18 protein-coding genes are annotated in these 19,519 nt (G+C 62.6%); 9 read left to right on the forward strand and 9 right to left on the reverse strand.

The features are described 5' to 3' along the window. The first annotated feature begins 2 nt into the window (after positions 1-2). Genes C8K58_RS01810 through C8K58_RS01820 form a run of 3 tightly spaced genes read left to right on the forward strand, consistent with a single transcriptional unit; the run spans position 3 to position 3,492 of the window. Positions 3-656, forward strand: coding sequence for a YjbF family lipoprotein (locus C8K58_RS01810; protein WP_223841601.1), 654 nt, complete (start codon positions 3-5; stop codon positions 654-656). Further along, the gene (locus C8K58_RS01815) at positions 653-1,420 is read left to right on the forward strand and encodes a capsule biosynthesis GfcC family protein (RefSeq protein ID WP_108572809.1); all 768 of its coding nucleotides are present in this window, start codon (positions 653-655) and stop codon (positions 1,418-1,420) included. Before C8K58_RS01810 ends, C8K58_RS01815 begins: the two co-directional genes overlap by 4 nt. Next, positions 1,417-3,492 (forward strand): YjbH domain-containing protein, encoded by a 2,076-nt coding sequence (locus C8K58_RS01820; protein WP_098479268.1) that lies wholly within the window; start codon positions 1,417-1,419, stop codon positions 3,490-3,492. The genes C8K58_RS01815 and C8K58_RS01820 overlap by 4 nt, the downstream gene beginning before the upstream one ends. A gap of 207 nt (positions 3,493-3,699) precedes the next feature. On the opposite strand, the gene C8K58_RS01825 is transcribed toward C8K58_RS01820, so the two are convergent. The 5 genes from C8K58_RS01825 to C8K58_RS01845 form a co-directional block, all read right to left on the reverse strand. Then, complete coding sequence (locus C8K58_RS01825; protein WP_108572811.1) at positions 3,700-5,091, reverse strand: undecaprenyl-phosphate glucose phosphotransferase; 1,392 nt, start codon at positions 5,089-5,091, stop codon at positions 3,700-3,702. Between the two features lie 242 nt (positions 5,092-5,333). Continuing rightward, the gene (locus C8K58_RS01830; RefSeq protein ID WP_065925171.1) at positions 5,334-5,981 is read right to left on the reverse strand and encodes a helix-turn-helix domain-containing protein; all 648 of its coding nucleotides are present in this window, start codon (positions 5,979-5,981) and stop codon (positions 5,334-5,336) included. Positions 5,982-6,012: 31 nt separating this feature from the next. Then, complete coding sequence (locus C8K58_RS01835; RefSeq protein WP_108572814.1) at positions 6,013-6,717, reverse strand: hypothetical protein; 705 nt, start codon at positions 6,715-6,717, stop codon at positions 6,013-6,015. Next, the gene (locus tag C8K58_RS01840; RefSeq protein ID WP_027608668.1) at positions 6,710-7,438 is read right to left on the reverse strand and encodes a winged helix-turn-helix domain-containing protein; all 729 of its coding nucleotides are present in this window, start codon (positions 7,436-7,438) and stop codon (positions 6,710-6,712) included. Before C8K58_RS01840 ends, C8K58_RS01835 begins: the two co-directional genes overlap by 8 nt. Positions 7,439-7,758: 320 nt before the next feature. Beyond that, positions 7,759-8,622, reverse strand: a complete 864-nt coding sequence (locus C8K58_RS01845) for a LysR family transcriptional regulator (RefSeq protein WP_027608667.1) — start codon at positions 8,620-8,622, stop codon at positions 7,759-7,761. Between the two features lie 101 nt (positions 8,623-8,723). Here C8K58_RS01845 and C8K58_RS01850 point away from each other — a divergent pair, with 101 nt between their 5' ends. Beyond that, positions 8,724-9,728 carry a quinone oxidoreductase gene (locus tag C8K58_RS01850; protein WP_108572816.1) on the forward strand — a complete coding sequence of 335 codons (1,005 nt, stop codon included), beginning with the start codon at positions 8,724-8,726 and terminating at the stop codon, positions 9,726-9,728. A gap of 62 nt (positions 9,729-9,790) precedes the next feature. Here C8K58_RS01850 and C8K58_RS01855 read toward each other — a convergent pair whose 3' ends face one another. Beyond that, positions 9,791-10,294 (reverse strand): phage infection protein, encoded by a 504-nt coding sequence (locus tag C8K58_RS01855; protein WP_108572818.1) that lies wholly within the window; start codon positions 10,292-10,294, stop codon positions 9,791-9,793. A gap of 145 nt (positions 10,295-10,439) precedes the next feature. Further along, on the reverse strand, positions 10,440-11,162 hold the full coding sequence (locus C8K58_RS01860) for a pirin family protein (protein ID WP_027608665.1): 723 nt from the start codon (positions 11,160-11,162) through the stop codon (positions 10,440-10,442). A gap of 181 nt (positions 11,163-11,343) precedes the next feature. Here C8K58_RS01860 and C8K58_RS01865 point away from each other — a divergent pair, with 181 nt between their 5' ends. Both C8K58_RS01865 and C8K58_RS01870 read left to right on the forward strand, forming a co-directional pair. Next, on the forward strand, positions 11,344-12,294 hold the full coding sequence (locus tag C8K58_RS01865; protein ID WP_027608664.1) for a GlxA family transcriptional regulator: 951 nt from the start codon (positions 11,344-11,346) through the stop codon (positions 12,292-12,294). A 95-nt stretch (positions 12,295-12,389) separates the two neighbouring features. Continuing rightward, complete coding sequence (locus C8K58_RS01870) at positions 12,390-13,913, forward strand: winged helix-turn-helix domain-containing protein (RefSeq protein ID WP_108572820.1); 1,524 nt, start codon at positions 12,390-12,392, stop codon at positions 13,911-13,913. Here the strand turns inward: C8K58_RS01870 and C8K58_RS01875 are convergent. Then, positions 13,860-16,622 (reverse strand): winged helix-turn-helix domain-containing protein, encoded by a 2,763-nt coding sequence (locus C8K58_RS01875; protein ID WP_108572822.1) that lies wholly within the window; start codon positions 16,620-16,622, stop codon positions 13,860-13,862. The two genes, C8K58_RS01870 and C8K58_RS01875, sit on opposite strands and share 54 nt — an antisense overlap. 58 nt (positions 16,623-16,680) lie before the next feature. Then, on the reverse strand, positions 16,681-17,079 hold the full coding sequence (locus C8K58_RS01880) for a helix-turn-helix domain-containing protein (RefSeq protein WP_027608661.1): 399 nt from the start codon (positions 17,077-17,079) through the stop codon (positions 16,681-16,683). A 204-nt stretch (positions 17,080-17,283) separates the two neighbouring features. Here C8K58_RS01880 and C8K58_RS01885 point away from each other — a divergent pair, with 204 nt between their 5' ends. The 3 genes from C8K58_RS01885 to imuA all read left to right on the forward strand — a co-directional run bounded on the left by C8K58_RS01885 (position 17,284) and on the right by imuA (position 19,516). Next, entirely contained in the window at positions 17,284-18,192 is a 909-nt protein-coding gene (locus C8K58_RS01885) for a LysR family transcriptional regulator (protein WP_027608660.1), read from the forward strand. 92 nt (positions 18,193-18,284) lie between these two features. Next, positions 18,285-18,902 (forward strand): transcriptional repressor LexA, encoded by a 618-nt coding sequence (lexA, locus tag C8K58_RS01890; RefSeq protein WP_027608659.1) that lies wholly within the window; start codon positions 18,285-18,287, stop codon positions 18,900-18,902. Continuing rightward, a complete protein-coding gene (gene imuA, locus C8K58_RS01895; protein WP_027608658.1) occupies positions 18,902-19,516 on the forward strand; it encodes a translesion DNA synthesis-associated protein ImuA in 615 nt (204 codons plus the stop codon). The genes lexA and imuA overlap by 1 nt, the downstream gene beginning before the upstream one ends. Positions 19,517-19,519 lie beyond the last annotated feature (3 nt).

The following is a 19,519-nucleotide window of genomic DNA, read 5'->3' on the forward strand; positions in this document are numbered from 1 at the left end:
GCGTGAACAGTCTGAAAATCGGTACGTACGCAGGGTTGGCGTGGCTGTTGGCTGGCTGCAATCCGCTGATGCAGGCCTCGCTGGATACCTTCAGGGCTGCCGTCGGCGGGCCGCCGCCGCTGGTGTTGAGCCAGGCCCAGGTGGATGCGGTGCCGTTCCCCCAGATCAAGGTCACCACGGTGTCCGGCGCAGGGGTAATGGCGCTGATCCGCCAGCGTGACGACCTGCAGTTCTGGGTGGCATCCGGCAAACAGGTGCTGCTGCTGCGCGACGGTCTGGTGGTGCGCACGGTGGGCCTGGGCACTGACCTGGATGGCACGCGCTGGCAAGGCCGGTCACCGTTCCAGCAAGGGTTGCATCGTGTCCCGGACGGCTATCGCAGCACGCGCCAGATTGACGTGGTCGACGGCTATCGCCTGGGCGTTACGGTCAACAGCCGCATGACGCGCCAGGGGCTGGAGAGCGTCGAGATTCTCGACAAATCCTATGCCTTGCTGCGGGTGGATGAAGACATCGAGGCCGCCGGCTTTCACGCGCGTAACCGTTACTGGGTCGACCCCGGCGACGGTTTTATCGTGCAGAGCGAGCAGCACCTGACGCCCGACCTGACGCTCACCATTACCCAACTGCAACCGACCCGCAAGGATGCCCCATGATGCTGCGAAAATTGGCCGCGCTGGTGCTGTTGTGCAGTGGCGCCAGTGTGTCCCTGGCGGCGATGACCGTCAGTGGCGAGGTGCGCAATCCGGGGCCTATCCCCTTGGCGCCCGAGGCGCGCTTGCTGGATGTGATCACCGCGTCGCAACCGGATGCCCAGGGCTATTGGCTCGGTGCGGCCTGGCTGCGCCAACCCTTGCTGGCACAGCAGGCACGGCTCAAGGCCGGTGTGCTGTTTGACCTGCAAACCCTGCAGCGTGCGGCGTTGGCGGCCGGTCGCGAAGGTCGCGCGCATGCGGCGGCTCGGCTCTATCAACAGGTGCAGGCCTTGCCGGTGACCGGCCGCCAACGGGCGATGCTGGATCCGGTGGCGGTGGAAGTCGGCTTTGCGCCGAACCCGCTGGTCAGTGAGGGCGACCGCCTGGTCTATCCGCCGAGGCCGCACAGCGTGCGCGTGGTGGGGGCCGTCGCCGCAGCCTGCACGTTGGCATTCCAGCCGATGCAGCGGCCCCTCGATTACCTCCACGCCTGTCCGGCCCTGGCGGAAGCGGACCGCGATTACCTGTGGCTGATCCAGCCCGACGGCCATGTCACGCGCCTGGGTATCGCGGCATGGAATCGCGAGGAGGGCACGCCTCCCGCGCCGGGCAGCACGTTGCTGGTACCGATCCGCAGCGACGACCTGGACCCGCTCACCCCCGAGCTCAATCAGCAACTGGCCGAGTTTCTTGCCACCCAACCCCTGGCCGAGGTCACGCCTTGAAATTATGTATTGCAGCCGTGCTGCTGGTGCCCTGTGGCGTCGCCCATGGCGATCCCCGTTACACCCAAAGCGATTTCGGCGGCGTCGGGCTGCTGCAAACCCCCACCGCCCGCATGGCGCCCGCCGGCGAACTCAGCGTGAATGCCAACCGCACCGAACCCTACAGCCGCTACAGTTTTTCGGCGCAACCCCTGGACTGGCTGGAGGGCACCTTTCGCTACACCGCGATCACCAACCGCCCCTATGGCGCCGAGTCCTTCAGCGGCGGCCAGAGCTATAAGGACAAGGCCGTCGACGCCAAAGTGCGCCTGTATCAGGAAAACCACTGGCTGCCCGAGGTGGCGCTGGGGTTCATGGACCTGGGTGGCACCGGGTTGTTTTCCAGCGAGTACCTGGTGGCCAACAAGCGCTACGGTGACGTGGATTTCAGTGCCGGCATCGCCTGGGGGTACCTGGGCAGTCGCGGTGATTTCGGCAACCCGTTGGGCGCCTTGGATGATCGTTTCAACCAGCGGCCCACCGCCGAAGGGTCCGGCAGTTTTTCCAACGGCTACTTTCGCGGCCGGCCCGCGTTGTTCGGCGGGATTGCCTATCAGACGCCCTGGGCACCGCTGAGCCTCAAGCTGGAGTACGAGGGTAACGACTATCAGAACGAACCCCGCGACAACAACCAGCGCCAGGACTCGCCCATCAACCTTGGCCTGGTCTACAAGCTGGCCGACTCCATCGATGTGAGTGCCGCCTGGGAACGTGGCAACACCGCCATGTTCGGCATCACCCTGCACACCAATTTCGTCAGCCGCAAAGCCCCGGTAAAAACCTACGACCCACCGGCCCCCAAGCTGCCTGCCAGGGCCCCGACCACACCGATGGACCAGGTGGATTGGGCCGCCGTATCCCGGCGCCTGCACGATAATGCCGGCTACAACGTGCAGCGCATTACCCAGCGCGGGCCGGAATTGTTGGTGTACGGCGAACAGCAGCGCTACTTCTACAGCGCCAAGGCGGTGGGCCGCGCCAGTCGGATTCTCGATAACAGCGTGAATGACCAGATCGATTGGTTCACCCTGGTGAGCGAGCGCTACGCCATGCCGATCGAAGAAACCAGCGTGCCGCGCGAGACCTTTCGCGAGGTGGTCAACCACCGCGAGGACCTGCAGAACCTGCATCGCCAGGTCGAGGTCAATCGCGCCAGCAACCGCAGCCAGACAGTGCTGTACACCCAGCCACCCAAACCCTTCACCTATGGTGTGGGGCTGGGCTACAAGCAGAACGTCGGCGGGCCGGATGGCTTGCTCTACCAGGTGTCCGCCGACCTCGACGGCGAGTATCGTTTCACCCGCAATACCTGGTGGAGCGGCCTGCTCAGCGTCAACCTGCTGAACAACTACGACGGGTTTACCTACGATGCGCCCAGTGGCTTGCCCCGGGTGCGGACCGACCTGCGCCGGTACATGACCACCTCCGATGTGACCCTGCCGACCTTCCAGCTCAACCATGCGCAGCAGTTGGACCAGGACCTCTACGGCATGGTCTACGGTGGTTTGCTGGAGTCGATGTACGCCGGTGTCGGCAGTGAAGTGCTGTACCGCCCCATGGGCCAGCGCTGGGCGTTGGGAGCCGACCTGAACTACGTGCGCCAGCGCGGTTTCGAGCAGGATTTCAGCTTGCGCGATTACCGCACCGTCACCGGGCATATCACCGGCTATACCGATCTGCCCTTCAACATTCAGGGCGCCTTGAGTGTGGGGCGCTACCTGGCCAGGGACTGGGGCGCGACCCTGGACCTATCGCGGGAATTCAACAATGGTGTGCGGATTGGCGCGTGGATCACCCGCACCACTGCATCCAGCGCAGAGTACGGCGAAGGCAGCTTCGACAAAGGCCTGTACCTGTCCATTCCGTTCGATGAGTTGATGAGCCTGTCGACGATGCGGCGCGCCAACCTGGTATGGGCACCGCTGACCCGCGATGGCGGCGCTCGCTTGAACCGCGCCTACTCACTGCATTCGATGACCGATGGGCGCGACAGTGAGCTGTTCTACAAGAACATCGACAAGATCACTGAATAGATCCCGCTACCTCTTCGACGTAGCGCTGTCGCGCAGCAAACTGGGACCTTTGTGGTGAGCGGGCTTGGCGAAGCGTCGCACCGCCCGCGTTGGGGTGCGAAGCGCCCCTGATGAAGACGAATGCGGTGTATCAGGCACTCCTCTGGGCCTGGTTTTGGGGCTGCCGCGCAGCCCCTCCCACATTTGAACTGTATTGATTGCCGGCTATCAGTAGATGTCCTTGGACAGCAGCGTAAACGGCGTCTTCAGCAGAATCTTGATGTCCAGCCACAGCGACCAGGTGTTGATGTAGCGCAGGTCGATGTCGACGCGCTGTTGCATCTTTTCCAGGGTCTCGGTCTCGCCCCGGCAGCCATTGACCTGGGCCAGGCCGGTGATGCCGGGTTTGATCCGATGGCGGGCCATGTAGGCGCGGATTTTCCCCGAGTAGTAGTCGTTGTGTGCAATCGCATGGGGGCGTGGGCCGACCAGTGCCATGTGGCCTTGCAGCACGTTGAACAGCTGCGGCAATTCGTCGATGGAGGTGCGCCGGATAAACCGGCCGACCGGCGTAATGCGCGAATCGTTGCGACTGGCCTGGCGTACCTCATGGTCGTCATGCACACGCATGGAGCGGAATTTCCACACCTTGATCACCTCGCCATTCCAGCCGTGGCGGTCCTGCTTGAAGATCACCGGGCCGGGGGACGTCAGCTTGATCAGCAGGGCGACCAGCAGCAGCAGCGGGCTCAGCACGATGATTGCCAGAGCCGCCAGGCTCTTGTCCAGCAGCGACTTGCTCAGCGCCGCGGTGGGGCGGCTGGTCAGCGGGCTTTCGTTGAGGTAGATCGCCGGCAGTCCATCCACTTCGGCCACGCAATGGTTGAGCAGCAGCATGTTATTGAGGTCGGGCACCCAGATCACATCCACGCTGATCTCCAGCAGGTTGAGGTACAACGCCTCAATGTGGGTGGCGTCCTGCAATGAATGGGTGATGTAGAGCCGACGGATGCCGTGTTGCCGGATCAATTGGGGCAGTTGCGGCAGCTCGCCGAGGATCTGCGCTTGCGCATCCTCGATCGCCTCGGCACGGCTGCCGACCAGACCCACCAGGGGCGAGCGTTTTTGCCGTGAGAGGGTCCTGGCCAGGTCCACCGCAAGCTTGCCAGTGCCCACGATCAATGATTTTTGGCGTTCGTGAAGTTGGCGGTGGTAATACCGGGACAGGCTGTGCAGCGGTATGTAACACAATGCCAATAACGGGTAACTGACCGCCGCCCAGAGTAATAAGGTTTCCACAGGGAACAGTGCGCTGGCATTACAGGCTACGCCCACGGCAAACAATATACCCATGGTTAACAGCCAGCCCATGAACAAGCGTCCAAGGCCCACGGCATAATCATCTTTCTTGCTGTAGACATCGCACAAGGTATACGCCGGGAGAGAGGCCAATATCGTAAAGGCGGCCAGGACGCGGTAGTAATACTCCAGTTGGCCAGTCTTCAAGATAACCAGCGTAAATAACAGTGCAACAACTAAGCTCGATGCGAGTGTCCATTGCCCCCAGAACGTCAAACCCCTGGGGGTCAGGTTGCGATGCATTCTAGTGTTATTAAGCATAGTTCTGCTCCCGGTGATGACCGCGCACGTGGTGGCAGGCGTTAAGGGTTAACGGTTAACTTTTATAAACGACAGGCACGCGCAGGCGCGTGCCCATTGATAGTAATGAACGGCAGGGGGCAGTGGCTGACGACTTATAACAAGGTCAGGAGGGTCTGGCGAAGTGGATGTTATAAAAGGGCAGGTAGAAGAGTTTTTAATAGGCAGGGTGAATTAAAAAGTCTGGGTTGTTTTTATTTTTGTTAACGGCGTGGCTGACTAAGCTCGAGCGGCTTTTTGATTTTTTGCGTCAGGCAATAACCACGGTTTCTTACCGCACGAAACAGGCGTTCACCGTCGTTGACCCGCTTGAACTTTTCCTGCAAACGACTCAGGCACATTTCCAATCCGCGATATAAATCGGGTTCACGACCTATATTACGGATCAACTCTTCTTTGCTGACCACGCGTTCTTCATGGTGCAGCATCTTTTTAATCAGCGCCGATTCAATAGTGGTCAATGAAATGCGCAGGCCGCCCTTGACCAGTGCGCGATCATGTTGGGTGAGCAGCCAGAAATCCTGTGGATACAGTGGCGTTCGTTCGGCGCTGATCTCTTGAGTACGCGTATGGTTATTCGGCGCGCTGTCAGGGGCCTTGGCGGTTGGCATTCTGGATTCTTGCCGCTTGGGGTTAAACGATTGTGAGGGCAAGTTAAGGGTGTGGGTAATAATGTAGGTATTAAAATGCGGGGTGATCTGTGGTTGGGAAAACGCCGGATTTGTATCGGCGGGGTCCGTGGTTGCCGGGGCGTTTACATCGTAATAGAAGAACTCTGCGTTGGGCGTGAAGTCCTGCAGTGCGATAGACGCAAGTGTTGGAGCGAAGGCGTGTTTCTTGAAAGAACTCATAGGGTCCACCCATATCAGGAAGATGCAGTTGTTAAAGGCAGTCAGCGGGGGAGTAATAGCCGCCCTGAAAGTATTCGAACGGCAAGTTTTTAGCCAGCATGGCGCTGTCGGCAAACTCGACCTGATCGGCGATGAAGCAGACCCTGCAGGCACTGATCAGTTCCAGCATGTGATCGTAAAGCCGGTCGTACAGGTCCGAACGCGTGTTGAGGCTGAGCCTGAGGGCAGAATCCGGAAAGGGCATTTTTATATAGTCGTAGAGCTCGAGGTCGACCAGCAGGTCTGCCGGCTTTGTATCGAGTCTGTAGTTGTTGTAGGCCAACGTGATACCGCTATGGTCTTTCAACTTATACAACTGACGCACCATCGCCCGGCGTTCTACCGGACCGGGCAGGGCGTCCAGTGGGTTGTCGAGACTGAGGGTGAAGGGTTGTTTGTGGTCTTCCAATGCCCGCGCGGCTTGAATGATCGCCTTGAGGATGTCGTCGTTCATCAGGGCCGATTGACCCATGCGCAGAAGCGTATGACTCGTCGCCGGGCTGACTGCCTTAAGCGTTTTGCGCGGTGGGTGGATATGGCGCAAGGCCTCAGTGCAGGCACTTTCAAGTTGTTCGGGATCAACGCCATCCGCTACGCTGATTTCGCTGCCCCACCAGGCATGACCGCGATCAACGATGGCTTGCCTGATGATCTTGAAGTGCGGGGTATGTACAGGGGGCGTTTTTTCACTATTCACGGCTCGGCCCCTCCTTAGTGGGTTGGAAATGGCTGGCGCAAATAAGACCCCGGCTGAGTTTATAACCATAACCGCGAATATTTTGGATGATGTTTTCACCGTAGTGCGCCTTGATTTTACTGCGCAAACGGCTGATGGATTTTTCCAGTGCGCGGGAGTCGTAGTACTTGGTATTAAGTCCCATGACACGGGCGATCTCATTATGACTGAGCAGTCGGTTCTGAATAAGCGCTTCCAATACTTTCATTTCGACGAAGGATATTTCTAACTTTTTTCCGTCGCCATACAGGCACATGCGGTCCTGGTCGAGAATCAGGTCGCACTGATTGAGTCGAGCGCTTTCACTGAGAAAGGCATCAAACAGGTTCAACTTTTTTTCGGGTGAAGTTTCGATTACCTTGATGCAGTAATCGGCGCCAGCCAGGTAGTATTTTGTTTTGCTCAGGGTCGACGCAAAGGTGATCACGACGAATATCGTGCAGTCGGGGTTTTCAGTTCGCGCTTTTTTTATTATGTCCAGGCTCATATTGCTGGCGGAGGGTGTATCAATTTCTATAATGATGGCACGGTAATGTACGTGGCTTTCCTGGGTGTCAATTAGTTGTCCGTAGCAACGTGTATCGACTTTTAAATTATTCGCTACAGTGCGAACTAAAAGCGCCCGAAAGTCCTCTGATTTCGATTGAGTCCGTGCAATAGCGAGGACGTTGGAAAAATGCATCACCTACTCCCTTTTCCGGCATGCAAGGCCGTCAGTTCAATCGCTGCTAGCGTTTAGATACTAATCGAATTGATTCCGCTAAAACGTGACAAATTTTAACATTCACCACTTGGTTTTTACGAGCGCAGGGGGGATTAGGGGAATATTTCACGGCAGGTTGTACCGACTTACACATATGCTAGTGCAAACTCTTAATGCTCGATAAGTATTTTAGTTCCAACGATTTTTTTTGACGGGTGCAGGTTTAAGCGTTGACCTTCTCAGGCAAAAAAACGCCTGCAGAGCGCCCCGAAGGTTGGCGGCCGTCCCCTCGGATGGGCTCAACGGCGCAACTGCACTTCGGCCTCGATGCACGCCACCAGAAACTCCATGACCACCTTCACGGACGGCGAGCGGCGCATGTCGGGGTACACCGTGAGCCAGATATCACGCAAAGGGCCTTCGACCGCAGTGGGCAGCCTGACCAGCAACGGGTCGTGATCGCCCACCAGGGTCGGCAGCACCACCGCGCCGACCTGGGCCCTGGCCGCCATTTGCTGGGTGGCCAGGTCGCTTGCGGCAAACGCGATCTCACGGCCGGCGCGCAGTTGGTGCATCCAGGCTTGCTGGGGCAGGTGGTCACGGCTGCTGTCGTAGGCGATGAAAGTCCACTGCGCAGCCGGCAATTGCTGGAACGTCGGCGGGCCATACAGCCCGAAGCGCACCACCCCGACTTTCCTGCGTACCAGGGCTTCCTCATCGGGACGCACCGTGCGCAGGGCAATATCCGCTTCACCTTTGTCCAGCGCGGCCAGTTGGGTCGACGGCATCAGTACCAGGTTCAACTGCGGGTATTGGGCGCGCAGCCGCGCTATATGGGGCGCAATGCAATAGTGGGCGATAGACGGCGGGCAACTGACCCGCACCGTGCCGGCCATTTCGATCGACGCGACCCGCGACAGGCGCATCACCTGGGTCGCCATGTCGTCCATGCCCGCCGCCAACTCCGCCAATGCCAGGCCTTGCGCGGTCAGCGGGCGGCTGCGCGGCAGGCGGTCCACCAGTTTGACGCCGAGGGCTTTTTCCAGCGCATCGACGCGGCGCCCGACGGTGGCGTGCTCCACCTGCAACTCGCGGGCGGCCGCCGACAACGACTGGCTACGTGCCAGTACCGTGAAGTAATACAGGTCCTGCCAATCGAACATCGGGTTGTTTCCGCACGGAGGTTGGGAAGCTTTGGGGAATTTTCCTACTGAGAGCGTCCTTTTACCATGGCCGCTTCCCAGTGCACACGGAGTTGTCCCCGATGAAAGCCATTACCTTGCAAACCTACGGCGGCCCTGAAGTCGCCCAATTGCGCCATGACGTCCCCAAACCCCAGGTGTTGGCCGGGCATGTGCTGGTCAAGGTGGCGTGCGCCGGGATCAACTTCATGGATATCCATACCCGGCAGGGCAAATATGCGCAGTCGTCGACCTATCCGGTGCGCCTGCCCTGCACCTTGGGTATGGAGGGCGCCGGCGTGGTGGTGGAAGTCGGCGCAGGCGTCAGCCATTTGGCCGTCGGCGACCGGGTGGCGTGGTGCATCGCCTGGGGCGCCTTCGCCGAGTACGCCCTGGTGCCCGCGGCCAGGGTGGCGCAGATTCCCGGTGCCATCGCCTTCGATCAAGCGGCTGCGGCGATGTTTCAAGGCTGTACCGCCCACTACTTGATCGAGGATGTCGCCAGGTTGCAGGCCGGCAGTACCTGCCTGGTCCACGCTGCGTGCGGCAGCATCGGCCAGTTGCTGGTGCAGATGGCCAGGCGCTCAGGGGCTACGGTGTTCGCCACCGGCAGCACCGCTGAACGCTGTGCCATTGCCCACGAGCGCGGGGCCCACCAGGCCTGGGTCTATGACGGCGGCCGATTTGCCGAGCGGGTGTTGGAGGCCACGGGCGGGCAGGGAGTGGATGTGGTCTTCGATTCGCTCGGCAAAAGCACCCTGCGTGACAGCTTCCGCGCCTGCCGCACGCGCGGCCTGATCGTGAACTATGGCAATGTCTCGGGTTCGTTGACCGACCTCGACCCGATGGAACTGGGGGAGGCGGGCTCGCTGTTTTTGACGCGCCCCCGGCTGGCCGACCATATGGCTGACGGCGCGAGCGTACAACGGCGCGCCAACGCGGTATTTGCGGCGATGCTCGAAGGTACGTTGACGGTGGCTATCGAAGGGCATTACACGCTGGAAACGCTGCATCAGGTACATGAGCGCATCGAAGCGCGGCAACAGATCGGCAAGGCTGTGGTGTGGGTGGATCGCGACCTGCATTAATCGAAGGCGAAAAAAAACCGGCTGATCAGGCCGGTTTGGGGTGCCCCGCGAACAGTGCGGGATTAAGCGTGGTTGTCCAGCAGGCGATCGGCACCGCCTTCAACAATACCGCGTTGCTGCAAACGATCGGCACCGCCTTCGGCCAGGCCACGTTCCTGCAAGCGATCAGCGCCACCTTCGGCAACGCGGTTGCCTTGCAGGCGATCGGCACCATCTTCGGCGACGCGGTTGCCTTGCAGGCGGTCGGCGCCATCTTCGGCGACGCGGTTGCCTTGCAGGCGATCAGCGCCACCTTCAACAATACCGCGTTGCTGCAAGCGATCAGCACCACCTTCGGCAACACGACGTTCCAGCAAGCGATCCGAGCCACCTTCGGCAACACGACGTTCCAGCAGGCGATCCGAGCCACCTTCGGCAACACGACGTTCCAGCAGGCGATCCGAGCCACCTTCAGCAACACGGCTTTCGATCAGGCGAGCCGCGCCGCCTTCAGCAACAACAGGGTGGGCAAATGCGTTTGCAGCGAGTACCGAGAAAGCGAGGCTAAGCAAGATTTGGCGTTTCATGAGGGTGTGCTCCGAGTGTTTTAGTTGGGTGTTGCCTGGTATGGGTTTGATGTTACGCGTTGCATTTTTTAAGAGAACTTCATTGGGATGATGGTGACTATCGATGCCAGCGATGGCCCGTTTCAAAGGGCCAACGCCGAGCCGGTCACGGCATCTGTGGCCGTTCCTGGGGGCGCAGGTCGAACACCAGCACCTCGGCATCCTGGCCCTGGCTCAGGCGGATTTGCCGCTCATCGCGCACTCGGGCACCGTCGCCTTCCTGCAAGCGCTGGCCGTTGATGTCCACGCTGCCCCGAGCCACATGGATGTACACGTGACGATCCGGCGGCAGGTCGAGGGTCGCGGCTTCGTCGCCGTTGAACAGTCCGGCGTACACCCGGGCGTCCTGGCGCACGGTCAGGGAGCCGTCGCTGCCGTCCGGCGAGATGATCAGTTGCAGGCGCCCTTGTTTCTGCGCTGCGCTGAAGTGCTCCTGTTGATAGCGCGGCTCGGCGCCGGCCACGGCGGGTACGATCCAGATTTGCAGGAAGTGCACGCCACGGGTCTGGCTGTGGTTGAACTCGCTGTGGGCCACGCCGCTGCCGGCGCTCATCAGTTGCACATCGCCGGGGCGAATCACCGAGCCGGTGCCCAGGGTGTCCTTGTGTTCCAGGGCGCCTTCAAGCACATAGGAGAAAATCTCCATGTCGCGGTGCGGGTGTTGGCCGAAGCCTTTGCCGGCCGCGACGCGGTCGTCGTTGATCACCAGCAGGTCGGAAAAACCCTGTTCATCGGGGTTCCAATAGTTGGCGAACGAGAAGGTGTGGAACGACTTCAACCAACCGTGATTGGCGGCGCCGCGTTCGGAAGCTTTGCGAAGGGTCAGCATGGTCTTGTCCTCAAGTGAGCGCGGGCTGCGAGATGCAGGGCGCTTGCGTTGAGAAGAAGGTTACTGGCAACCTGAAAATTCATTAAGAAGCTGAAATTTGAATAACTGTCTCCTTGAGATTGACAGTAAAAGCCATGCCATAATGCCTTTCGCTTTCTTCCCCTCGATGGATGCTTCCCGTATGAAAACCGTGGCCATGGCGCTGTTCCCGGACTTCCTCCTGCTTGACATGGCCGGGCCGCTCGAAGTGTTTTCCATTGCCAACCGCTACCTGCCGGCGGCCGAGCATTACCAGATCCTCACCCTGGGTACCGAGCCCGGTCCGTTGCGCGCCTCCAATGGGGTGCTGGTCCAGTCCGACCTGCTGCTGGACCAGGCCCAGGCGGCTTATGACCTGCTGCTGGTGCCCGGCGGCCCGGGTGCCTATAACGAATGCCATCCGGCGCTGCTGCCCTGGCTCAAGGCGGCGGCGCCACGGGCGCGGCGCTTCGGCTCGATCTGCACCGGCGCCTTTGTGCTGGGCCACGCCGGGCTGCTCGACGAACGCCGCGTGACCACCCACTGGCACTACACCGAGCGCCTGATCAAGGCCTTCCCCAAGGCCATCGTCGAGACGGATCGCATCTACCTGCAGGACGGGCGGTTGATTACCTCGGGCGGGGTCACCGCCGGTATCGACCTGGCGCTGTCGATCGTCGCCCAGGACCATGGCAAGCAAGTGGCGGTGGATGTGGCCAAGGTGCTGCTGGTGGTGATGAAGCGCCAGGGCGGCCAGGCCCAGTTCAGCCCGATGACCGCGTCCGTGGCGCCCCAGGAAACCGCGATCACCCGGGTGCAGAACCATGTGCTCGCCCATCTGGACCAGCCCTTCACCATCGAGTCCATGGCCGAACTGGCCGGCATGAGCCCGCGCCACTTTGCCCGGCTGTTCGCCAAGGACGTGCAGATGACGCCCATGGCCTTCCTGCAGGGCGCGCGCATCGACCGCGCCCGGCAACTGCTGGAAACCACCGACCTGCCGCTCAAGACCGTGGCGTTCCACGCAGGCTTCGGCAGCGTGCGGCACATGCGCTTTCTATTCAGTGAAAAACTCGGCCTCAACCCGACCCAATATCGCCAGCAGTTCAGTTAACGACAGGATGTCCGTCTCGCGCACCCGATTGTCCGTATCGCTCCCTGTGCCAGCATTGCCCTGTTACAGGTAGCTGGCAAGATAAGGTCGAGCCCATGGAAAAGGATGCGCGGAAGCCCAAGATCGGGCGTTTCAGCGCGATTGCAGACATGAATATGCCTCAGGCGATTGACGCGGATAGCACGGTGCGCTTCGGTGACTATGCCTTTCATCGGCAGCAGCGGCTGGTGAGCAAGGCGGGTTGGCCGGTGCCGTTGGGCGGGCGGGCTTTGGATATTCTGGCGGTGCTGCTGGAGTCGCCAGGGCAATTTATCAGCAAGGCCACCCTGATCGAGCGGGTCTGGCCGTGCAGCGTGGTGGAAGAGAACAACCTGCGGGTGCACATCGCCGCACTGCGCCGTGCCCTTGACGGGCAACGCTTGATTATCAACGACCCCCAGCGCGGTTACTGCTTCGCCGCCCCCGTGCGGGTCGCGGCTGCCGCGCTGCTGCCCCGGCATAACCTTGCCCCCCGGCTCAGCCCGCTGATCGGTCGCGATGAACTGCTGGGCGTGCTGGTGCGGCGGGTGTCCGGGCAGCGCCTGATGACCCTCACCGGGTGCGCCGGCGTGGGCAAGAGCACCTTGGCCCTGGCCCTGGCCGAGCGCGTGTTGCCGCGCTACCGCGACGGTGTGTGGTGGGTCGACCTGGCCACGGTGGAGGCGCCGCTGATGATGCTGCGCCACCTGGCCACGATCCTGCACCTGGAACCCGGCGGCAGTGTCACGCAGTTGTGCCGCCAACTGGTCTCCCGGCAATTGCTGCTGGTACTCGACGGCGCCGACCTGCTGCTCGGTGCCTGTCGACATCTTTTACGGGCGCTGCGCGAAAATGCGCCCCAGGTCAGCGTGCTGGTCAGCAGTCGCGAAGCGTTGCAGGCCCCAGGCGAATGGGTGCTGCGCGTGCCCCCGCTGGGCGTGCCGGCGCCGTCTGCGCTGGGCAGTGTTGAACAGGCGATGGCGTTCCCCGCCGTGCAACTGTTCGTCGCCCGGGCGTGTGCCGGCCAACAGGGCTTTGTGTTGCGCCGACAGGACCTGGCGCCGTTGCGGGACATCTGCCGGCGCCTCGACGGTATTCCCCTGGCCCTTGAACTGGCGGCGGCCCAAGTGGATGCGCTGGGCGTGCGCGGTCTACAGGCGCAGTTGCACAGTGGATTGCAGGTACTGACCCGGGGCCGCCGCACAGCGGTGGAGCGCCACCAATCCCTGACCGCCGCCCTGGACTGGACCTACGAGCGCCTGAGCCTGCCGGAGCGCTGGCTGTTCCTGCAACTGAGCCTGTTCAAGATGGCCGTGACCTTGCCCACCCTGGGTAAGCTGGTGGCCGGCACCGAGCTGGAACACGCCGATTTGTCGTACCTGCTCGGGCGGCTGGTCGGCACCTCGCTGCTGAGCCTCGAACCCGGTCCGGGTTATCCGCGCTATCGTCTGCTCAACAGCACGCGCAGCTATGGCCTGGCACTCCTGCGCAACCCGCAGCAGGTGGCGCGTTTGCAGCAGGGCTATGGGCATTACCTGGGAGCGTTCTCAGGCCGGCCGTTTGTCCTGCAACTCGTCGAGCAGGCGGCGTACGCGGACTAGGTCCTGGGTGGCGAAACCTTCGCTGAATCGCGCGTAGACCGAACCCAGCAGGTCGCGGGCGGCCTGCACACGACCCTGCTGTTGCCACAGCCGCGCCAAGGAGTCCGCACAGCGCAGCTCCCAGGCCAGCGCGCCTTGCTGGTGTGCCAACTCCAGGGCTTCGAGCAGCAGCGCCTCAGCCCCTTGGGGATCGGGCATGGCCTCGGCGCGCACGCGCAGGATTTCCGGGCTGCACCAGCCGGCGGCACCGCTCCGGGCGCGTTCGAACAAGGCCTCATCCACTGCACGGGCGTTGAAGGTCACCAGGATGTCTGCGACCAGCCCCAATCCCTGCATATCGGCGATCTGCGCCGTGCCTTCGTAGCATTGCGCCCAGGTGTGGAACAACTGCACCGAATGCTTTTGCGCCTGTTGCAGGAGGAGGTCCAAGCGGTCGCGGGCCGCGAGGGTGTCGCCGTTGCAGTGGGCGATGACCACCCCGGCCAGGGCCAGGGTGTAGCAAATCGACGTGCCGTGGTTGATCTGCAACGCCAGCTCCAGCGCCTGGCTGGCGGTGCGCCACGCACGTTCGGGAAAACCGCGCAGCCACAGGATGCGCGCGAGGATGGTCAACGAGGCCACGCTCTGGTCGTACTGCACGCCAAAGCCGTGGGTAAACCGGTTGAGATGGCCGCTCTGGGCCATGCGCTGGATCACCTGTTCGGCATTCTGCTGCGCCAGTACCTGATTGCCGGCGAAGTGCTGCGCCAGCACCCTCAGGCGTTGGGCGCTGAGGGCCAGCAACGGTTCGGCCTGCGGCCCCAACCGGTCGAAATGCAGGCTTTGTTCCAGGGCCTCGCGGTAGTTGCCGCCACACAGGCTGACCGCCATTTGCCCCGACACCGCGCGCAGTTGGCCAACCAGGTTGCTGTCGGCTTCGGCCAGGCGCCGTGCATGGGCAAAGGCTTCGATGGTCTGCGGCGTACCGCCCTGGGTGTGGTAGGAAAAACTGCCGAAGGCCAACTGCAAGGCCATGTTCAAGTGCGGGCTCGGCGTGCTCGATTGCCCCAGCCGCGCCAGGGCCTTGCCCACGTACAGTCCGTGTTCGCGCAGCAGCGACAGCTCCTGCCACAACGGCATGGCGCTGACGGTGAGACGAATACCCAGCAGGTGCACGCCCTGGTCGCCCAGGCCCCAGTCGAGGGCGGCACGAATGTCTTCGCGCAGCGGCGCATAGCGGTCGATCCAGGTTTGGGTGGCGGTCTGTTCCCAATCGTCCTGCGCCTGGTTCATCAGCACCAGGCAGCGCTTGGCGTGGTGTTCACGGGTGGCGTCGAGTTCATTGGCGACGCTGAGTTTTTCCAGGGCATAGGTGCGGGTGATGTCCAGCAGGCGGTAGACCACCTCGTCATCCCCGGCTTCCACCGTGAGCAGGGATTTCGCCACCAGCTGGGTGATCGAACCCAGCACCTCGGCCGGTGCAACCTGTTGCCCGGCGATCACCGCCGCCGCACTGGCCAGGCTGAAACCACCTCGGAACACCGCCAGGCGACGCAGGCAGATTTGCTCGCAGCCGGTGAGCAATTCGAAGCTCCAGTCCAGGGTGGCACGCAGGGTTTGATGGCGGGGCAGGGCGCTGCGTCGGCCACGGGTGAGCAGGCGGAAGTTGTCTTCCATCTGCACCAGCAGGCCGGGCAAGCCGAAGCGCTCGATCTGCGCGGCCACCAACTCGATTGCCAGGGGGATGCCGTCCAGGCGTTGGCAGATATCAATGGCCAGGGGCAGTTCGGCTTCGCTCAGTTCGAAGCTGTCCTGATGGGACATGGCCCGCTCGATCAGCAGTTGCAGGGCCGGATAACCCAGGGCCTGGGCGCGGTTACCGGTGGCGGGCGGGCAGGCCAGGGGTTCCAGGCGCTGCACCGACTCGCCCTCGGCGCGCAAGGCCTCGCGGCTGGTGGCGAGGATGTGCAATTGGGGCGCGTGGCGCAGCAGGGCCTCGCTGATCAGCGCGATGTCGTCCAGCAGGTGTTCGCAGTTGTCGATCACCAGCAGCAACTGGTGCTCCTGCAGGCGGCGCGCAAACACGGGCAACGGTTCATGCTCGGTGTGGGTGAGGTCGAGGAGCGCGGCGAGATTGGGCAGGATCATCGACGGCGCGCTGAGGGGCGCCAGGTCCAGCAGGCGAATACCGTCGCGGTAATGTCCGATCAACAATTCCGCCACGCGCAAGGCAACGGTGGTCTTGCCGATGCCGCCGGCGCCGGTCAGGGTGATAAAGCGTTTCTCGGGCAGCTGCTGTACCAGGCTGTCGATCAGGGCCTGGCGGCCAAGCATGCGCGTGCGTCGCAGCGGCAGGTTGTGGCTCGGGCGTTGGGGGGCGCCTTCGGTCGGTAGGCTCATCGGCTCGATGCTCAGTGGCGCCACAAAACTGTAGCCGCGCTGGGCCACCGTAACGATATAGCGCTGCCCGGCCTGGCCATCGCCCAGGGCCTTGCGCAGCGCCGCCATGTGCACCCGCAGGTTGCCGTCTTCCACCACGCTCTTGGGCCAGACCCGGGCGATCAGTTCCTGCTTGCTCACCACTGTGCCGGCCTGCTCCAGCAGGATCAGCAGGATGTCCACGGCCCGCCGTCCCAAGCGCAATGGGCGACCAGCCTCCAGCACCAGGCGCTGGCGCGGGTGGACACGGTAAGGACCGAAATGCACGGCCTGGTCGCGTGGGTCACTCATGGGTGGCCATGCTCTGGGAAAAGTAAGCGGCCAGCATATTCCAGGTGCGTGCCGACCACTAGGCAGCGATCTCCCGAGGCTTGTGACGCAGTTGGTGATTTCGCCAGGTCATCGGGTTGACGCCCTCGCTGCGCGTGAACATATGGCAGAAATGCGCCTGGTCGCAAAAGCCGCACTCCAGGCTGATTTGCGTGAGGCTCAAGGAGGAACCGGTGATCAACTCCTTGGCCCGCTGGATGCGTTGCTGGCGTATCCATTCCTGGGGCGACAGCCCGGTGGTGCACTTGAACGCGCGGGAAAAATGGCTGCGCGACAGGGCGCAGGCCTGGGCCAGGTCGGCAATCGCCAGGCTTTCACCGAGGTTGGCGAGGATCAATTGCTTGGCGATTCGTTCGCGCCGGGGGCACAGGCCGCCGGTGGCGGATAAGCGAGGAGCACAATACGCAGGTCGGGCCATGACGGATATCCGCAGTCGATGGGAGCGTTCCCGGTGAATGGATGCAGTGTAGACCGGCTCATTTTTGGCGCCCCGCCGGCTGGCTGGCGAGTTAATCGTTGTTAATTTCGCCAGGTTCGGTCGCGGAAAAGACAGCACAGGCATGCAATCCAGGCAGTGTCCTGTCTGCTTAGCTGGGAGCCTGCTAACCGTTTGGATACCGCCATGAACCGCAATGACCTGCGCCGCGTCGACATGAACCTGTTGGTGATTTTCGAAGCGCTGATGTTCGAGAAGAACCTGACCCGGGTCGCCGAAAAGCTCTTCATGGGCCAACCGGCGGTGAGTGCGGCATTGGGCCGGCTGCGAGATTTGTTCGACGACCCGTTGTTGCTGCGCAACGGCCGGGGCATGGAGCCCACGCCACGCGCCGTGGCGATACTCAAGGAGCTGCAACCGGCCATGGACACCATTTCAGGCGCAGTCAGCCGCGCCAAGGATTTCGACCCTTCCACCAGCTGTGCGGTGTTCCGCATCGGCCTGTCCGACGACGCCGAGTTCGGCCTGTTCCCGCCGCTGCTCAGCCAACTGCGCGAAGAAGCCCCGGGCATTATCGTGGTGGTACGCCGCGCCAATTACCTGCTGATGTCCGCGTTACTGGCCAGTGGCGAGATCTCGGTGGGCGTGAGCTACACCACTGAACTGCCGGCGAATGCCAAGCGCAGGAAACTGCGGGACATTCCCTGCAAGGTGCTGCGCGGGGATGACGGCGTCGAACCGCTGACCCTCGACGACTATTGCGCACGGCCCCATGCGATGGTGTCGTTCTCGGGGGACTTGAGCGGCAACATCGACCTGGACCTGGCCCGTATCGGCCGTGCCCGGCGGGTGGTGCTGGCGGTACCGCAGTTCAGTGGCTTGCGGGCGCTGCTGGCCGGTACGCAGATTATTGCCACGGTGCCCGACTATGCGGCGTGTGCGTTGACCGAGGGCACGGCGCTGCGGGCAGAGGATCCGCCGTTTGCGATCGACGCGGCGGAGTTGTCGATGGTGTGGAGTGGGGTGCATGACAATGACCCGGCGGAGCGGTGGTTGAGGGGCAGGATTGCGCAGCATATGGCGGGAGGGGGATGAGCTTGGCGGCTTCTGGGCCTCCCCCGGTTTGATCTGCATACCCCCCAACCCCGACTACCGGCTCTTGTAAGAAATTTCCCAGAGGAGTACAAATGTACTCCATGACGACCCTGACCCCCCGCCGCACCGCCATCCTGACCTTCATCCGCGACCGTATCGCGCAGCAAGGCCAACCCCCCAGCCTCGCCGAGATCGCCGAGGCGTTCGGCTTTGCCTCCCGCAGCGTCGCACGCAAGCACGTCGTGGCCCTGGCCGAAGCCGGTTTCATCGAGGTCAACCCCAACCAGGCGCGCGGCATTCGTTTGCTCAACCAGCCCCCGCGCCCGGAGTGGCTGGATGTCCCTGTGCTCGGCCGAGTGGCGGCCGGCCGGCCCATCGGCGCGGATGCCGACGTGCACAGCCGCCTGCAACTCGACCCCGCCACTTTCGCGAAAACCCCGGATTATCTGTTGCGGGTGCAAGGCGACTCGATGATCGAGGACGGCATCCTCGACGGCGATCTGGTGGGCGTGCGCCGCAGTGCCGAAGCGGTGAACGGGCAGATTGTGGTGGCGCGCCTGGACGGTGAAGTCACCATCAAGCGTTTCGAGCGCAGTGGCGAGCGTGTGCGTCTGCTGCCGCGTAACCCCGCATACGAACCTATCGTGGTCGGCCCCGACCAGGACCTGGCCATCGAAGGGGTGTTCTGCGGCCTGGTGAGGCAAGGCTGATGGGCGCCGTGGTTGCACTGGATACGCTGTTCAATGGCGGCCGCGTCTGGAAAGGCCGGCCTGTCGCGCCTCCGGCCAGCGTGCAGCCTACGGGGCTGGCGGCGCTGGATGCGGTGCTGCCCACGGGCGGCTGGCCGGAGTCGGCCTTGAGCGAAATCCTGATGGCCAGGGACGGTATCGGCGAACTGCAACTGGTGCTGCCGACCCTGGCGCGATTATCGGCGGCGGGGGAGCGCATTGTGCTGGTGGCGCCGCCCTACACCCCGTACCCCCACGCGTGGCAGAACGCCGGGGTGGATTTGCGCCAGCTGTCGGTGGTCCAGGCCGAGGCGCGCGATGTGCTGTGGGCGGTGGAACAATGCCTGCGCTCCGGCAGTTGCGGCGCGGTGCTGTGCTGGCCGCACAAGGCGGATGACCGCGCCTTGCGTCGCTTGCAGGTGGCTGCGGAAACCGGGCAGACCCTGGCGTTTGCCTGGCGCGCCTTGAGTGAAGCGATCAACCCTTCGCCCGCCGCCCTGCGCCTGGCCGTCGAGGCCAAACCTGCCCGGGTGCGGGTGCTCAAGTGCCGGGGTGGCTTGGCTCATCCGGCGCCGATTGCACTGGCGGGGCACTGAGGT

Source organism: Pseudomonas sp. GV047 (assembly GCF_003058245.1).
GTDB classification, from domain to species: Bacteria; Pseudomonadota; Gammaproteobacteria; order Pseudomonadales; family Pseudomonadaceae; genus Aquipseudomonas; species Aquipseudomonas marginalis.

Coding starts and splice junctions, on each gene's coding strand:
- C8K58_RS01815 (WP_108572809.1), top strand. CDS start 653: ATGATGCTGCGAAAATTGGCCGCGCTGGTGCTGTTGTGCAGTGGCGCC.
- C8K58_RS01825 (WP_108572811.1), bottom strand. CDS start 5,091: ATGCTTAATAACACTAGAATGCATCGCAACCTGACCCCCAGGGGTTTG.
- C8K58_RS01830 (WP_065925171.1), bottom strand. CDS start 5,981: ATGAGTTCTTTCAAGAAACACGCCTTCGCTCCAACACTTGCGTCTATC.
- C8K58_RS01840 (WP_027608668.1), bottom strand. CDS start 7,438: ATGCATTTTTCCAACGTCCTCGCTATTGCACGGACTCAATCGAAATCA.
- C8K58_RS01845 (WP_027608667.1), bottom strand. CDS start 8,622: ATGTTCGATTGGCAGGACCTGTATTACTTCACGGTACTGGCACGTAGC.
- C8K58_RS01850 (WP_108572816.1), top strand. CDS start 8,724: ATGAAAGCCATTACCTTGCAAACCTACGGCGGCCCTGAAGTCGCCCAA.
- C8K58_RS01855 (WP_108572818.1), bottom strand. CDS start 10,294: ATGAAACGCCAAATCTTGCTTAGCCTCGCTTTCTCGGTACTCGCTGCA.
- C8K58_RS01860 (WP_027608665.1), bottom strand. CDS start 11,162: ATGCTGACCCTTCGCAAAGCTTCCGAACGCGGCGCCGCCAATCACGGT.
- C8K58_RS01865 (WP_027608664.1), top strand. CDS start 11,344: ATGAAAACCGTGGCCATGGCGCTGTTCCCGGACTTCCTCCTGCTTGAC.
- C8K58_RS01870 (WP_108572820.1), top strand. CDS start 12,390: ATGGAAAAGGATGCGCGGAAGCCCAAGATCGGGCGTTTCAGCGCGATT.
- C8K58_RS01875 (WP_108572822.1), bottom strand. CDS start 16,622: ATGAGTGACCCACGCGACCAGGCCGTGCATTTCGGTCCTTACCGTGTC.
- C8K58_RS01880 (WP_027608661.1), bottom strand. CDS start 17,079: ATGGCCCGACCTGCGTATTGTGCTCCTCGCTTATCCGCCACCGGCGGC.
- C8K58_RS01885 (WP_027608660.1), top strand. CDS start 17,284: ATGAACCGCAATGACCTGCGCCGCGTCGACATGAACCTGTTGGTGATT.
- lexA (WP_027608659.1), top strand. CDS start 18,285: ATGTACTCCATGACGACCCTGACCCCCCGCCGCACCGCCATCCTGACC.
- imuA (WP_027608658.1), top strand. CDS start 18,902: ATGGGCGCCGTGGTTGCACTGGATACGCTGTTCAATGGCGGCCGCGTC.